The organism is Pseudomonas sp. KK18 (assembly GCF_037094675.1).
Classification (GTDB): domain Bacteria; phylum Pseudomonadota; class Gammaproteobacteria; order Pseudomonadales; family Pseudomonadaceae; genus Aquipseudomonas.
On sequence record NZ_CP146605.1, the window covers coordinates 5373642 to 5388120 of the forward strand.

At 62.2% G+C, this 14479-nt stretch carries 17 protein-coding genes; all 17 read right to left on the reverse strand.

What is annotated here, in order from left to right; all coding sequences use genetic code 11:
* Positions 1 to 3: 3 nt before the first annotated feature.
* Entirely contained in the window at positions 4 to 780 is a 777-nt protein-coding gene (gene fliR / locus V6607_RS24075) for a flagellar biosynthetic protein FliR (protein WP_003214551.1), read from the reverse strand.
* A gap of 13 nt (positions 781 to 793) precedes the next feature.
* Positions 794 to 1063 carry a flagellar biosynthesis protein FliQ gene (gene fliQ / locus V6607_RS24080; protein ID WP_003214552.1) on the reverse strand — a complete coding sequence of 90 codons (270 nt, stop codon included), beginning with the start codon at positions 1061 to 1063 and terminating at the stop codon, positions 794 to 796.
* A 3-nt stretch (positions 1064 to 1066) separates the two neighbouring features.
* Positions 1067 to 1810, reverse strand: a complete 744-nt coding sequence (gene fliP, locus V6607_RS24085; protein WP_003214554.1) for a flagellar type III secretion system pore protein FliP — start codon at positions 1808 to 1810, stop codon at positions 1067 to 1069.
* Entirely contained in the window at positions 1810 to 2244 is a 435-nt protein-coding gene (gene fliO / locus V6607_RS24090) for a flagellar biosynthetic protein FliO (RefSeq protein WP_023659254.1), read from the reverse strand. Before fliO ends, fliP begins: the two co-directional genes overlap by 1 nt.
* A gap of 1 nt (position 2245) precedes the next feature.
* Positions 2246 to 2713, reverse strand: coding sequence for a flagellar motor switch protein FliN (gene fliN / locus V6607_RS24095; RefSeq protein WP_003214557.1), 468 nt, complete (start codon positions 2711 to 2713; stop codon positions 2246 to 2248).
* A gap of 34 nt (positions 2714 to 2747) precedes the next feature.
* Entirely contained in the window at positions 2748 to 3716 is a 969-nt protein-coding gene (gene fliM, locus V6607_RS24100) for a flagellar motor switch protein FliM (RefSeq protein ID WP_003214559.1), read from the reverse strand.
* A gap of 9 nt (positions 3717 to 3725) precedes the next feature.
* A complete protein-coding gene (fliL, locus tag V6607_RS24105) occupies positions 3726 to 4226 on the reverse strand; it encodes a flagellar basal body-associated protein FliL (RefSeq protein ID WP_003214560.1) in 501 nt (166 codons plus the stop codon).
* A gap of 223 nt (positions 4227 to 4449) precedes the next feature.
* Complete coding sequence (locus V6607_RS24110; RefSeq protein ID WP_134327109.1) at positions 4450 to 5820, reverse strand: flagellar hook-length control protein FliK; 1371 nt, start codon at positions 5818 to 5820, stop codon at positions 4450 to 4452.
* A gap of 415 nt (positions 5821 to 6235) precedes the next feature.
* Positions 6236 to 6583: an Hpt domain-containing protein gene (locus V6607_RS24115; RefSeq protein ID WP_003214564.1), complete on the reverse strand. Its 348-nt coding sequence runs from the start codon at positions 6581 to 6583 to the stop codon at positions 6236 to 6238.
* 30 nt (positions 6584 to 6613) lie between these two features.
* Entirely contained in the window at positions 6614 to 8332 is a 1719-nt protein-coding gene (locus V6607_RS24120; RefSeq protein ID WP_102604685.1) for a fused response regulator/phosphatase, read from the reverse strand.
* Positions 8329 to 8634: an STAS domain-containing protein gene (locus V6607_RS24125; protein WP_003214569.1), complete on the reverse strand. Its 306-nt coding sequence runs from the start codon at positions 8632 to 8634 to the stop codon at positions 8329 to 8331. Before V6607_RS24125 ends, V6607_RS24120 begins: the two co-directional genes overlap by 4 nt.
* Before the next feature lie 88 nt (positions 8635 to 8722).
* Positions 8723 to 9172, reverse strand: coding sequence for a flagellar export protein FliJ (gene fliJ / locus V6607_RS24130; protein WP_008434833.1), 450 nt, complete (start codon positions 9170 to 9172; stop codon positions 8723 to 8725).
* A 3-nt stretch (positions 9173 to 9175) separates the two neighbouring features.
* Positions 9176 to 10534, reverse strand: a complete 1359-nt coding sequence (gene fliI, locus V6607_RS24135) for a flagellar protein export ATPase FliI (protein WP_134327110.1) — start codon at positions 10532 to 10534, stop codon at positions 9176 to 9178.
* Positions 10524 to 11288: a flagellar assembly protein FliH gene (gene fliH, locus V6607_RS24140; RefSeq protein WP_008434837.1), complete on the reverse strand. Its 765-nt coding sequence runs from the start codon at positions 11286 to 11288 to the stop codon at positions 10524 to 10526. Before fliH ends, fliI begins: the two co-directional genes overlap by 11 nt.
* Before the next feature lie 10 nt (positions 11289 to 11298).
* Positions 11299 to 12318 carry a flagellar motor switch protein FliG gene (gene fliG, locus V6607_RS24145; RefSeq protein WP_003214577.1) on the reverse strand — a complete coding sequence of 340 codons (1020 nt, stop codon included), beginning with the start codon at positions 12316 to 12318 and terminating at the stop codon, positions 11299 to 11301.
* Positions 12311 to 14086, reverse strand: coding sequence for a flagellar basal-body MS-ring/collar protein FliF (gene fliF, locus V6607_RS24150; protein WP_008434839.1), 1776 nt, complete (start codon positions 14084 to 14086; stop codon positions 12311 to 12313). Before fliF ends, fliG begins: the two co-directional genes overlap by 8 nt.
* A gap of 14 nt (positions 14087 to 14100) precedes the next feature.
* Positions 14101 to 14433, reverse strand: a complete 333-nt coding sequence (gene fliE, locus V6607_RS24155) for a flagellar hook-basal body complex protein FliE (RefSeq protein ID WP_003214581.1) — start codon at positions 14431 to 14433, stop codon at positions 14101 to 14103.
* Positions 14434 to 14479 lie beyond the last annotated feature (46 nt).

A 14479-nucleotide genomic window follows, 5' to 3' on the forward strand; every position in this document is an offset into this window, starting at 1 on the left:
GGCTTACCGCGCCCGCGCCAAGTCACGTAAAAACTGCAAGGCGTCGGTCGCCAGCGGTTGATACTGATTGAGAATGTCAGCCATGCCGACCCAGAAAATCCCCATGCCCAGCACCAGGGTCAACGGGAAACCGATGGAGAAGATGTTCAACTGCGGCGCCGCCCGAGTCATCACGCCAAAGGCGATGTTGACCACCAGCAGCGCAGTGATCGCCGGCAATACCAGCAGCAGGGATGCACCGAGCACCCAGCTCAAGCGCCCCACCAGCTCCCAGAAATGATTGACCACCAACCCGCTGCCCACCGGCAAGGTGGTGAAGCTTTCGGTCATCACCTCGAACACCACCAGGTGGCCGTTCATGGCCAGGAACAGCAAGGTCACCAGCATCGTCAGGAATTGCCCGATCACCGCCACCGACACGCCGTTGGTAGGGTCGACCATGGACGCGAAGCCCATGCCCATCTGGATCGAGATGATCTGCCCGGCGATCACGAAGGCCTGGAAGAACAGCGTCAGGGAGAAGCCCAGCAAGGCGCCGATGATGATTTGCTCGGCGATCAGCATCATTGCACTGAGGTCCAGGGCATTCACCGGTGGCATCGGCGGCAAGCCCGGCACGATGACCACGGTGATCGCCACCGCGAAATACAGGCGGATGCGCCGTGGTACCAGGGTGGTGCCGAACACCGGCATGGTCATCAGCACGGCCGTGACCCGGAACAACGGCAGGATGAACGAGGCCACCCAGGTGCTGATCTGGGTGTCGGTCAAGGCCAGCATCGAATTCACGGGGTCAGCCGATCAACTGCGGAATACTGCCGTACAGCTGCAGGATGTATTCCATGAAGGTTTGCACCAGCCACGGGCCGGCAACGATCAGGGTGATCAGCATCACCAGCAGGCGCGGCAAAAAGCTCAGGGTCTGTTCGTTGATCTGGGTCGCGGCCTGGAACATCGCCACCAACAGGCCCACCAACAGGCTCGGCACCACCAGTACGGCGACCATCATGGTGGTCAGCCACAGGGCTTCGCGAAACAGGTCGACTGCTACTTCTGGCGTCATGGCCTACACCCCACCGAAACTGCCGGCCAGGGTGCCGATTATCAGCGCCCACCCGTCCACCAACACAAACAGCATGATCTTGAACGGCAACGAAATGATCAGCGGCGACAGCATCATCATACCCATGGCCATCAGCACACTCGCCACGACGAGGTCGATGATCAGGAACGGAATGAAGATCATGAAGCCGATCTGGAACGCGGTCTTCAACTCCGAGGTCACGAACGCCGGCACCAGGATGGTCAGCGGTGCCATGTCGGGGCTGGCGATGTCGGTACGCTTGGACAACCGCACAAACAACTCGAGGTCGCTGGAACGGGTCTGCGACAGCATGAAATCCTTGATCGGGCCCTGGGCCTTGTCGATCGCATCCTGGGCGGTCATTTTCTCCGCCAGGTACGGTTGCAGGGCTTGCTGGTTCACCTTGTCGAACACCGGCGCCATGATGAACAGCGTCAGGAACAGCGCCATGCCGGTGAGGATCTGGTTCGACGGCGTCTGTTGCAGGCCGAGGGCCTGACGCAGGATCGAGAACACGATGATGATGCGGGTGAAGCTGGTCATCAGCATCACGAACGCGGGGATGAAGCTCAGCGCGGTCATGATCAGCAGGATCTGCAGGCTGACCGAATACTCCTGCGCGCCCGCCGCGTTAGTGCCCAGGGTGATCGCCGGGATCGACAACGGGTCTGCTGCGTACGCCAGCGGCGCTGCCAGCAACAGCATGAGCGTCAATAAAACGCGCATTACTTCTTATCCTTCTGATCCTTGCCCAGCAACTCCATGAGGCGCTGGGCGAATTCCGGCGTGGCCGCTTGGGTCTGGGCCACTTCCACAGGCGACTTGAGCACGTGCAACGGGGTGATGCGACCGGGGGTGATGCCCAGCAGGATCTGCTCGTCGCCGACCTGCACCAGCACCAGCCTGTCCCGCGGGCCAAGGGCGCGTGAACCCACCAGCTCGATGACCTGGGCATTGCCCGGGCCGATGCGCTGCACGCGGCGCAACACCCAGGCGAGCACGAAGATCAGCCCCACCACCAGCAACAACCCCAGCACCAACTGGGTGAGTTGCCCGCCCACACCGCTGCCGAGTGCCGGCGCAGCCGCCTGGGCAACCGGTTCTGCTGCCATTACGCTCAAGGGCAGCGTCGATAACAGTCCTACCAATGAGCGCTTCATATCAACGCAACTTCTTGATGCGTTCGCTCGGGCTGATCACGTCGGTCAGGCGGATGCCGAACTTCTCGTTGACCACCACCACTTCGCCATGGGCGATCAGCGTGCCGTTGACCAGCACGTCCAGCGGCTCGCCGGCCAGGCGGTCCAGCTCGATCACCGACCCCTGGTTGAGCTGCAGCAGGTTGCGGATGTTGATTTCAGTGCTGCCGACTTCCATGGAGATCGACACCGGAATATCGAGGATCACGTCCAGGTTCGGACCGTCGAGGGTCACCGGGTCATTGTTCTTCGGCACGCTGCCGAACTCTTCCATGGGAAGGCGGTTGCCGACCGGTGCAGTGGCTGCATCGGCCGCCAGCAGTGCATCGATATCGTCCTGGCCGACATCGCCGGTTTCTTCCAGGGCAGCCGCCCACTCGTCAGCCAGGGCCTGGTCTTCGGCGGAAGTGTTTTCGTGTTCGGTAGCCATTACATGTCCTCGGCGGAGCAGAAATTAAGGTGGATCAGCGACGGTTGATCGGTTCGATCACTTGCAACGCCAGGTTGCCTTTGTGAGAACCGAGCTTGACCTTGAACGACGGCACGCCGTTGGCGCGCATGATCAGTTCTTCCGGCAGGTCGACGGGAATCACATCCCCCGGCTGCATGTGCAAAATATCCCGCAAACGCAGCTGGCGACGGGCCACGGTGGCGCTCAGGGGTACGTCGACGTCCAGCAGGTCTTCGCGCAGGGCTTTCACCCAGCGTTCGTCCTGGTCGTCGAGGTCGGACTGGAAACCGGCATCGAGCATTTCGCGCACCGGCTCGATCATCGAGTACGGCATGGTCACGTGCAGGTCGCCGCCGCCGCCATCGAGTTCGATGTGGAAGGTGGAGACCACAATGGCTTCGCTGGGGCCGACGATGTTGGCCATGGCCGGGTTCACTTCCGAGTTGATGTACTCGAAATTGACTTCCATGATCGCCTGCCAGGCTTCCTTCAAGTCGATGAAGGCCTGCTCCAGCACCATGCGCACCACCCGCAACTCGGTCGGGGTGAATTCACGGCCTTCGATCTTGGCGTGACGGCCATCGCCGCCGAAGAAGTTGTCCACCAGCTTGAACACCAGCTTGGCGTCGAGGATGAACAGCGCGGTGCCGCGCAGCGGCTTGATCTTCACCAGGTTGAGGCTGGTGGGCACGTACAGCGAGTGCACGTACTCACCGAACTTCATCACCTGCACGCCGCCCACCGCCACGTCCGCCGAGCGGCGCAGCATGTTGAACATGCTGATACGGGTGTAACGGGCAAAACGCTCGTTGATCATTTCCAGGGTCGGCATGCGTCCACGGACGATGCGATCCTGGCTGGTCAGGTCGTAGCTTTTGACGCTGCCGGGCTCGGCAGCCATTTCGGTCTGTACCAGACCATCGTCGACGCCATGGAGCAGCGCATCGATTTCATCCTGGGACAGCAGGTCCTGCACGGCCATGTCGTGATCCTACTGCAATACGAAATTAGTGAAGAGCACCTGCTCGATCACAGGTTTGCCGACTTCCTTCTGGGCCACTTCCTGCACGCTGGCAGTGACCTTCTGGCGCAGCATTTCCTGGCCCACCGGGGTGGCGAGGGTGTCGAAGGGTTGGGCGGAAAACAGCATCACCAGGTTGTTGCGGATCACTGGCATGTGCACCTTGAGGGCATCCAGGTCTGCCTGGTTACGCGCCAGCAGGGTAATGCTCACCTGCAGGTAGCGTTGACGGCCGTTCTGATTGAAGTTGGCGACAAACGCCGGCAGCATCGGCTCGAAGATTGCCGGTTGCTTGACGTTGGGGTTGACCTCGGCCGTGGCGGCCGGTTTGCTCTGGGCACTGTGCATAAAGTACCAGGTAGCCCCCACGGACAAGCCGATCGCCAGCAACAAGGCCAGGACAATCAGCAGGATAAGCTTGAGCTTGCCCTTGCCTGCGGGTGCTTTTGCTGCGTCGTCGCTCTTCGCCATGCCAATAATCCGTCACTATTCTGGGATTCATAGTTCTGGGGAAAGGCAAGAGCAAGTGTTATGCCAGAGTTGTCAGTTCGGTCACGGTTTCGCCGACACTGCAAAACCAATGTGGGAGCGGGCTTGCTCGCGAAAGCGGTGGATCAGCACCTGTAACGGTGACTGACACTCCGTATTCGCGAGCAAGCCCGCTCCCACATTTTGATCATCGCCAGACCTCGGATCAGGCGTAGTAGTCCACGGCACTGGAGCCAATCACCGACTGCACCACCGGCGCGGCCACTTCAGCCACCTCACCGATACCGCCGCCATCAACCCCATCACCCCGCCCGCCACTGCCGCTGACGCCGCGAGCCTGGTTCTGCTGTTGCTGGTCCTGGCCCTGCTGCCCCTGCCAGCCACGGGATTGGTCCGACACGTTGACGTCGACCTGGCCCATGCCCTGCTGGGCAAACATCTCCCGCAAGCGGCCCGATTGGCTTTCCAGGGCTTCACGCACCACCGCATGGCCGCTCATGAAGGTGACTTGCGCCTGCTGGTCGGCGGACATCTTCACGCTGATGTCCAGGCGACCCAGTTCAGCGGGCTGCAACTGGATCTCTGCCGACTTGAGGTTGGCGCTGGACAGGTACATGACCCGGTTCACCACCTCATCGGTCCAGCCACTCTGGTGCATGGCCAATGGCGCGTTGGCCACCGGCGGCAGGGCATTCGCAGTTTTCGGCGTGGCAGCCTGGGTCAGCGCGGCGAGGCGGTTGGCGAAGTCATCGACACGGGTGTCGCTGCTGGCGTCCTTCAAATCCTTGAGGCCGCCGTCGATCAGACCGGCAAAGGCTTTGTCGCCGCCCTGGTCGGTGCTGTCCTTGGACGCTTGCTGGTCGACCATATTGGCCAGGCCTGTGACGAAGTTTTGCGCGGCAGTCGGCTGATCCTGGGTCGGGGCCGGGGCGGTTTTTGCCGGGGCCTGGCTGCTGGCGGACACGTGTCCGCCCTGTTCCATGGCCAGGCGCACGGCGGGCATTGCATCCAGCGGATCGGCCTCGGGGTCGAAGGCGGGCTTGGCGTCGTCGGTCGCGGCCATCGGTGGCGCCACGACTGGCTGGTTTTTGTCATCCTTCGCGGTGGTCGGCGTCGGAGTCTCGACGGGCGCCGGCGTAGCGGGGACGGGGACAGGGACTACCGCGGCTATCAGCGCCGGGTCTACGGCGGGGTCGACCGGAGGTTGCTGGGCCAGGGACGGATCGTCTGCCGGGGCATCGTCGTCTGACTTGGCGGTGGTGTCCGGGGTGTCCGCCTTGGCCGGCGGGTTGGCAGGCAAAGTCTTGCCGTTATCGGCAACCGATGGGGTACCGGCGGCAGGCTTGTCGTTGTTGGCGGCGGGCTTGGAGCTGTTGTCCGCAGGCTTGTCGCGGGTGGATTTGATGGGGGTGTCGACAGGTTTTGCCGCAGGCGCAGGGGCCTGGTTGGCGAACACCTGAGCGAAGCCCGGGGCCTTGTCCCGCGGGTTCGCAGCCACTGCCGGTGGATTGGCAGCGGGCGCTTGAGGCTTGGCCGCAAGGGCTGCCTGAAGGAGCGAATTCGGGGTGATTGCCATAGTCAAGAGTCTCCGCCGCACAGGGGTCGAGGGTGCGGTAACAGGAGGTAGAGCAAGAGTTGGGCCAGGTTTTGGTTTAAGGGTGTATATCCGTTATTTGGGTGATGGCTTGTATGGGGTCTTGAGTGTTGAAGAGCAAAAGCAACAGCCAAATCAAAAGCGGGCACGGTCCAAATGTGGGAGCGGGCTTGCTCGCGAAGGTCGTTAACGATGACGCGGGCATTCTGGATGAACGCGGCGCTCTCAGGTTTTTCGCGAGCAAGCCCGCTCCCACAGAAAAGCAGCTCTGCTTTCGCTCTGGTTTTTGATGGGGCAGAGCGCTTTGGTTACTGTGCCGCTTTTGCAAAGTGACTCGCTGCAAGAGCGAAACCATAAGCCGCCGTTACCGAAGAAACGGATATACACACCAAAAGCGTCAGAGCTGAAACCGCCCCCGCTCATGCTCATACAACGGCCGCACCAGCGCGAATTCATGGTCAATCTCATCCACCAACTGCGCCAAATCCGCAACCACAGGCTTGGCGGACTTATCCTCGAGCAACTGACAAAGCTCAGCCAACCGCACCGCCCCAAGATTACCGCTACTCCCCTTGAAGCTATGCGCAATCCGCCCAAGCGCCTTGGCATCATCCCGAGCCCGGCGCAACGCCTCTACCCGCTTTTGCGAGTCATCGAGAAAAGTGTCGAGCAGCTTCGGATACTCGCCCTCCATGACCTCCTGCAAGCCAGTCAGCACATCGGGGTCCAGATGAATCTCTGCCACTTGTTCGCTCCTTGATCAAGAATCGGCGGATTATGCCAGAGCCTTCCATGAAAACTCCACGCACACACACCGCCCGCCGTCAGACCAGCCTACATCGCTGCTCAACTGGCGCACCAGGCTCAATCCCCTACCAGACAGACGGTCAACATCCAGCGGCCTGGCCAGCACCTTATCCACATCAAACCCGGCCCCACTGTCCTCGATCCGCAGCGTCAGACACCCCCCCTCCCCGGTCGGCACCACATCCAGGTGCACCCGCACATACCCGCTATCCAACCGCGCCAGCCGCTCATTACGCTCGCGGTAATACGCAGCAAACCCCTGTGCATCCCGCTTGAGCCGCGAATCCAGCCCCAGCACACCATGTTCAAGCGCATTGGAATACAACTCTGCCATCACGCTGTACAACGCCCCGCTCTGCTCCCGCAGCCCATGAATCTCCAACAGCAACTGCAACAAATACGGCAAAGGGTTGTAGGACTTGAGCGTCTCGGCACGAAACTCAAAACTTACCGACCAATCCAGCGGCGACGACTGCCCACTGTCGGAATACACCACCGACGACGAACGCAACGGCTCATCCGCCTGCAGGCTGATCTCCACCATGCTGATGTCATCGCGCACCTCACCGCGAAAACCCGCCAGGGCCTGTTCGATCTCCTCGAACAACCGGTCCGGCTCGCGATTGGCCGCAAACACCTGCTGCAACCGCTCGGCGCCAAACAACTGTTCATGGGCATCGGCGGTATCCAGCACACCATCCGACAGCAAAAACACTCGGTCACCCAGCGCCATCGGCCAGACTTCAGTGCGGTCATCAAACGCCTCGGCCGCCAGCACGCCCAATGGCAAATGCCGCGACACCAGCGGCGTGCGCTTGCCGGTGGTGACGTCATGCACGTAGCCGTCGGGCATGCCGCCATTCCACACTTCCACCACCCGTCGCTGGGCGCTGAGGCACAGCAAGGTGGCACAACAGAACATGTCCACCGGCAGGATGCGCTTGAGCTTGGCGTTCATCTCCCGCAGGGTTTGCGCCAATCCGTAGCCCTTGGCAGTCATGCCGTAGAACACTTCCGCCAGGGGCATGGCGCCGACCGCCGCCGGTAAACCGTGGCCGGTAAAGTCCCCCAGCAGCACATGCATATCGCCCGACGGCGTGTACGCGGCCAGCAGCAAATCGCCGTTGAACAGCGCGTAGGGCGACTGCACATAACGAATATTCGGCGCGGCGTTGATGCAGCCCGAGTGGGCCACCTTGTCGAACACCGCCTTGGCCACTCGCTGCTCCTGCAGCAGGTAGTCGTGGTGCCGGGCGATCAGGTCGCGTTGCTGCAACACCGTGGCCTGCAAGCGACGCAGGCGATCCATGGCATTGATCTTTGCCGCCAGGATCACCTGGTTATAGGGTTTGGCCAGGAAGTCGTCACCCCCGGCATCCAGGCACTGGGCCAGGGCTTCGCTCTCGCGCAGGGAGGTGAGGAAGATGATCGGCACCAGCGCCTCCCCCGCCCGCTGCTTGATCTGGCGGGCCGCCTCGAAGCCGTCCATCACCGGCATCAGGGCGTCCATCAACACCAACTGCGGCCGTTCACGGGTAAACACATCGACCGCTTCCTGGCCGTTACTGGCGGTCAGCACCTGGTGGCCCTGGCGGCGCACGATGGTCGACAGCAACAACAGGTCGGCGGCGCTGTCTTCGGCGATCAACACCGTCAGCGCCTCGAGGACCGGGGCCAGGACGCTCAAGTGAGGTCGAACAGTTTGTCGAAGTTGGAAATGGCCAGGATCTTGCGCACATCGGAGTTGGCGTTGACCACCTGCACTTCGGCATTGTCGCCTCCGGCATGGTCACGCAACAGCAGGAGCATGCCCAGGGCCGAGCTGTCCATGTAGGTGGTTTCCTTCAAGTCCACCACGTAGATCTCGGGCACCTTATAGAACCGCTCGTAGGCATCACGAAAGGCCTGGTGGCTACCGAAATCGAATCGCCCCCTGACGGTGATCGTCAACTTCGTCCCGTCCAGGGACACTTCTGATTCGACTGACATACGACTGCTTCCTTGTCATTGGCAATGTGCAACAAGGTGTAGCAGGTGATAGGGAAGTGGGCAAATCCGTGTAGGAGCGAGGGCGTGGTTAATAGGGGTTTTGGCGGGGAAGACGCTGGGACAATTCATCCAGCAATTTCTGCTCGCGCTTGTCTTCCAGTGCACGGGCTTCGTCGATGTAGCGCTGCACCAGTTTGCGCAGGCCTTCGACCCGGGCATAGGCCTGTTGCCAGCTGTCGCGGGCCTTGTCGACGTTGGCCTGGTGCCAGGCCAGGCTCTGGCGCTGCTGGCCGACGGCGGTTTCCAACTGGTTGAGAAAGCCCTGGTAGCCCATCAGCCACTGCCCGGAGACGCCCTTGCTGCCACGCTCGATCCACTGCTGCTGATACTCGCCGCGAAAGCGCTCCAGGTCCCCCAGCTTGCTTTCCGCCAGGCGAACCTGGCCCTGGAAGTACCCCAGGCGCTGGACGGCGGTCTTTTCAGCTTTTTCGGCCATGTCCACTACCGGGGCAAGGCGCGCGGCGCGAGTGTTGGCCATGGTTTATCCGCCCGGCGCCGGCGTGAAGATGGTGCCCAGGTGTGCCTCGCTTTCACCCATGCTGATCTTGTCGTTGAGGCCCTGGCGCAGGTACGTCACCAGTTGCGGTTGCAGGGCAATTGCCAGGTCGGTCTCGCGATCGCCGCCGGCCACGTAGGCGCCGACGCTGATCAGGTCGCGGCTCTGTTGATAACGCGACCACAGTTGCTTGAACTGCTGCGCGCGCATCATGTGCTCCGGGGTGACCACCGACGGCATCACCCGGCTGATGGAGGCTTCGATGTCGATGGCCGGGTAGTGCCCTTCTTCGGCCAAGCGCCGGGACAGCACGATGTGCCCGTCGAGCACGCCCCGCGCCGAGTCGGCAATCGGGTCCTGCTGGTCATCGCCCTCGGAGAGTACGGTGTAGAACGCAGTGATCGAACCACCACCGGCTTCGGCGTTACCGGCACGCTCCACCAGCTTGGGCAGCTTGGCGAACACTGACGGCGGATAGCCCTTGGTGGCCGGCGGCTCGCCGATGGCCAGCGCAATTTCCCGCTGGGCCTGGGCGAAACGGGTCAGGGAGTCCATCAGCAGCAGGACGTTCTTGCCCTTGTCGCGAAAATATTCGGCGATGCGTGTGCAGTACATCGCGGCGCGCAGGCGCATCAGCGGCGCGTCATCCGCCGGCGAGGCCACCACGACCGAACGCTTGAGGCCTTCTTCGCCGAGGCTGTGCTCGATGAATTCCTTCACCTCCCGGCCCCGCTCGCCGATCAGCCCGACCACGATGATGTCGGCCTCGGTAAAGCGCGTCATCATGCCCAGCAACACCGACTTACCGACGCCGGTACCGGCAAACAGGCCCAGGCGCTGGCCGCGGCCCACCGTCAATAAACCGTTGATGCTGCGAATGCCCACGTCCAGCGGCACGCTGATGGGGTTGCGCTTGAGCGGGTTGATGGTCGGGCCGTCCATCGGCACCCAGTCTTCGGCCTTCATCCCGCCCTTGCCGTCGAGGGCGCGCCCGGCGCCATCCAGCACGCGGCCGAGCATGCTCATGCCCATCGGCAGGCGGCCGGTGTCGGCCAGCGGCACCACGCGAGCGCCGGGGGCAATGCCGGCAACGCTGCCGACGGGCATCAGGAATACTTTGCTGCCGGAGAACCCCATCACTTCGGCTTCGACCTGCACCGGGTGGTAGCTGTCGTCGTTGATCACCATGCAGCGGCTGCCCATGGCGGCGCGCAGGCCTTCGGCTTCCAGGGTCAGGCCGACCATGCGCAGCAGGCGGCCCTCCAGGATCGGCTGGCCGGGCAACTCGGTGACTTCGGCATAGCCACCCAGGCGCTTGGCGAAGCTGGTGCGATCAAGGCGCATCGGGGGTGTCCAGCTCGACGCTCAAGTCCGGCTCTGCCGGGTGCAGCGCCTGCTCGTGCAACTGATCGAACAGCTTGGCCATGATCTGCGTGATGCGCGTCTCCACCGTGGCATCGATGCGGCTGTGCTCGGTCTCGACCCGGCAACCACCGGGCAGCAGCGCAGCGTCTTCGACGATGCGCCAGGTTTCTTCATGGCGCTCGCGCAGGGCTTTGACCTGTTCGAAATCCTGCGGGTTGATGTACAGCCGCACATTGCCGACGCCCAGGGGCAGCAGCTTGAGGGCTTCGCGCATCACGCTTTCGATTTGCGTGGAGTCCAGGGCCAATTCGCGCTGAATCACCTGGCGGGTGATGTGCTCCACCAGCCCGACCATGGCTTTTTCAATCTGCGAGTCCTGCTCGGCGATGGGCTCGAACAGGCTGCCCATCAGGGTTTCCAGGCTGGCCAGCTTGACGCTCAGCGCGGCCTCGGCTTCCTGGCGGACCTTGAGGGTGGTGCTGCGAAAACCGTCCTTCTCGCCGGTGGAGAAACCTTCGTTGTAGGCTTCCTGGCGAATGCTTTCGAGCTCTTCCAGGGTCAGTGGCTGGACTTCCTCCAGCGGCACTTCTTCCATCTCGGCCGGGGGTTCTTCTACCGGCTCCGGCTCAGGCTCCGGGCGATGCGGGTCGAAACTGGGCAGCGACCAGACGTCGAACCCTCCGACGTCCCGTGCGCGAATCAGATCGCTGGGCGTCTCATCTTTGTTCGACATGCGCGGCGCCTTAAATCATTTCTTCGCCGCCCTTCCCACCGAGAACGATTTCTCCGGCTTCGGCCATACGGCGGGCAATGGTGAGGATTTCCTTCTGTGCAGTTTCCACGTCGCTGACGCGCACCGGGCCCTTGGCCTCGAGGTCGTCGCGCAACAGTTCGGAAGCCCGCTTGGACATGTTCTTGAAGATCTTTTCCTTGACGCCTTCGTCGGAGCCCTTGAGGGCCAGCACCAGCACGTCGGAGGAGACTTCCCGCAGCAACGCCTGGATGCCACGGTCGTCGACGTCGGAGAGGTTGTTGAACACGAACATGAGGTCTTCGATCTGCACCGACAGGCTGTCGTCGATCTCGCGGATCGAGTCCATCAACTGGCCTTCCACCGAGCTGTCGAGGAAGTTCATGATGTCGGCCGCACGCTTGATGCCGCCCAGGGTGGTGCGCGAAGCGTTGGAATTGCCCGAGAACTGCTTCTCGAGAATCGTGTTCAATTCTTTCAGGGCCGCCGGCTGTACGGTGTTCAACGACGAGACGCGCAGGATGATATCCAGGCGCACCTTATGGTCGAAGTGGCCGAGCACTTCACCGGCCTGGTCGGGGTCGAGATACGCCACCACGATCGCCTGGATTTGCGGGTGTTCGTAGCGGATCACGTCGGCCACGGCCCGCGGCTCCATCCACTTCAGGCTGTCGAGGCCGCTGGTGTTGCCACCCAGCAGGATGCGGTCGATCAGGCCGTTGGCCTTGTCTTCGCCCAGGGCCGAGGTGAGCATCTTGCGAATGTAGCTGTCGGAGCCGACGCCCAGGCTGGTCTGGTCGCCGACGATCTCGACGAACTCGCTCATCACCTGCTCGACTTGCTCGCGGTGCACATTGCGCATTTGCGCCATGGCCACGCCGACACGCTGAACCTCTTTGGGCCCCATGTGGCGCAGCACTTGGGCGGCGTCGGTTTCTCCGAGGGACAGCAACAGCACGGCGGCTTTGTCGACCCGGGAGAGTTTGGCTACTGCAGCTCGGCTATCACTCATCTGCGTTAATCCACTCTTTCACGACCTGGGCCACACGACCCGGGTCTTCGGCCACCAGGCTCTTGATTGCGTTCAACTGAGCGTCATAACCCTCGCTCGGGCTCGGCAACAGAATGCTTTGCGGGCCACCGAGGCTCACGCGGTCGTTGGCCAGTTCGCCATCGAGGCCGCCCATGCCACCCAGTTCGACGTCGCCGCCGGCCAGGGCCAGTTGCTTCTTGCCGTGGCCGGTGATGTTGTTGAGCACCGGGCGCAGTACGCCGAACACCAGCAACAGGATGAACAACACCCCCAGCACTTGCTTGACGATGTCCCAGAACCACGGCTGAGTATAGAACGCTGCCTCGGCGATGACTTCGCCACGCTCGGCGGAGAACGGCATGTTGATCACGCTGACGCTATCGCCACGGCTGGCATCGAAGCCCACCGCGTCCTGCACCAGGCGAGTGAAGCGCGCCAATTCATCGGCGCTCCATGGGGCGCGGGTGATGGCGCCGTCTGCGGCATTGACCTTGACCTGGTCATCCACCACCACCGACACCGACAGGCGATTGATCCGACCCTGTTGCTGCTTGGTGTGGCTGATGGAACGATCAAGCTCGAAGTTCTTGGTGGACTGGTTGCGCTTGTCGGCCGGGTACGGCGCGAGCATGGGCTGGCCGGTGGCCGGGTCCATGATCTGCTGGCCGTTGGCGTCCAACAGCGGCTGGCCAGGCTGCACCGCGCCTGCGGTAGCGGCAGCGCCACCGGTGGTTTGCGGGGCAGTGGCCGGGGTGGGTGGCTGGTTGCTCAGGGCACCCGGCACGCCTTGCGGGCCATTGCTGGCGGTACGTTGTTCGGTGGTCGATTGCTCGCTGCGCAGGGCCGGCTGGTCCGGATTGAACTGCTCGGAGGTCGATTCGACGGCGCTGAAGTCGACGTCGGCCGACACTTCAGCCTTGTAGCGATCATTGCCCAACACCGGTTGCAGGATGTTGTGCACCCGCTGGGTCAGCATGCTTTCCATGCGACGGCTGTAGTCGAACTGCTTGCCGGCCATGGTCAGCGAAGAGTTTTCCGCGAGGTCCGACAGCAAGTTGCCCTTCTGGTCGACTACGGTGATCTGCGACTTGCTCAATTCAGGAACGCTGGTGGCCACCAGGTTGATGATCGCCAATACCTGGCCAGGCTCAAGAGAGCGGCCGGCAAAGAGTTCGACCAGTACCGAGGCGCTGGGCTTGCGTTCATCACGCACGAACACCGAGCTTTTCGGAATCGCCAGGTGCACGCGGGCGCCCTTGACGTTGTTCAGGGCGGAGATGGTGCGCGCCAGTTCGCCTTCCAGGCCGCGACGGTAGCGGGTGGCTTCCATGAACTGGCTGGTCCCCAGGCCCTGGTCCTTGTCGAGGATTTCAAAGCCGATATTCGCGTCGGACGGGGTTACGCCGGCAGCCGCCAGTTTCATCCGCGCACGGGCCACATCGTCGGCCTTGACCAACAGGGCGCCGGAATTCGGTTCGACGGTGTAGCTGATGTCTGCCGCCGCCAGGGTTTCCATGATCTGCTTGGAATCCATGCCGGCCAGGCTGCCGTACAACGGACGGTAATCCGGTTGCTGGGACCACAGCACCACGGCAAAACCAATCGCCACGCTGGCAGCCAGGCCGACCATCAGGCCTACCTGACGCAACATGGTCATCTCGGAGAGGTTTTCCAGGAACGACAGGCCAAACAGCGGCGGCTTGCCGTCTGCCTTGGCGGGTGCGTTATCCACGAGTGCTTCTGCCATGACTCAAATCGTCCTTAAACCGGCATCTGCATGATGTCTTGATAGGCTTGAACCAGTTTGTTGCGCACCTGGGTCAAGGCCTGGAATGAAACGCTGGCTTTTTGCGAGGCGACCATCACGTCGGTGAGGTCCACGCCGCTCTTGCCGATCTCGAAGGCGGTCGCCAACTGATTGGATGCCTGCTGGGTGTCGCTGACTTTGTTGATGGCCTGGCCGAGCATGTCGGCAAAGCTGCTCTGGCCCAATTCCGGTACGGCTTGCGCGGCGGATTTCGGTTGAGCCATGGCATCCATTTGCATGGACCGCATATCCAACATCAACCGATTGAACTCAACACCTTGGCTCATGAACTTTCTCTCCGACGACCCGCAATTTTTTGACACTACACAGCGA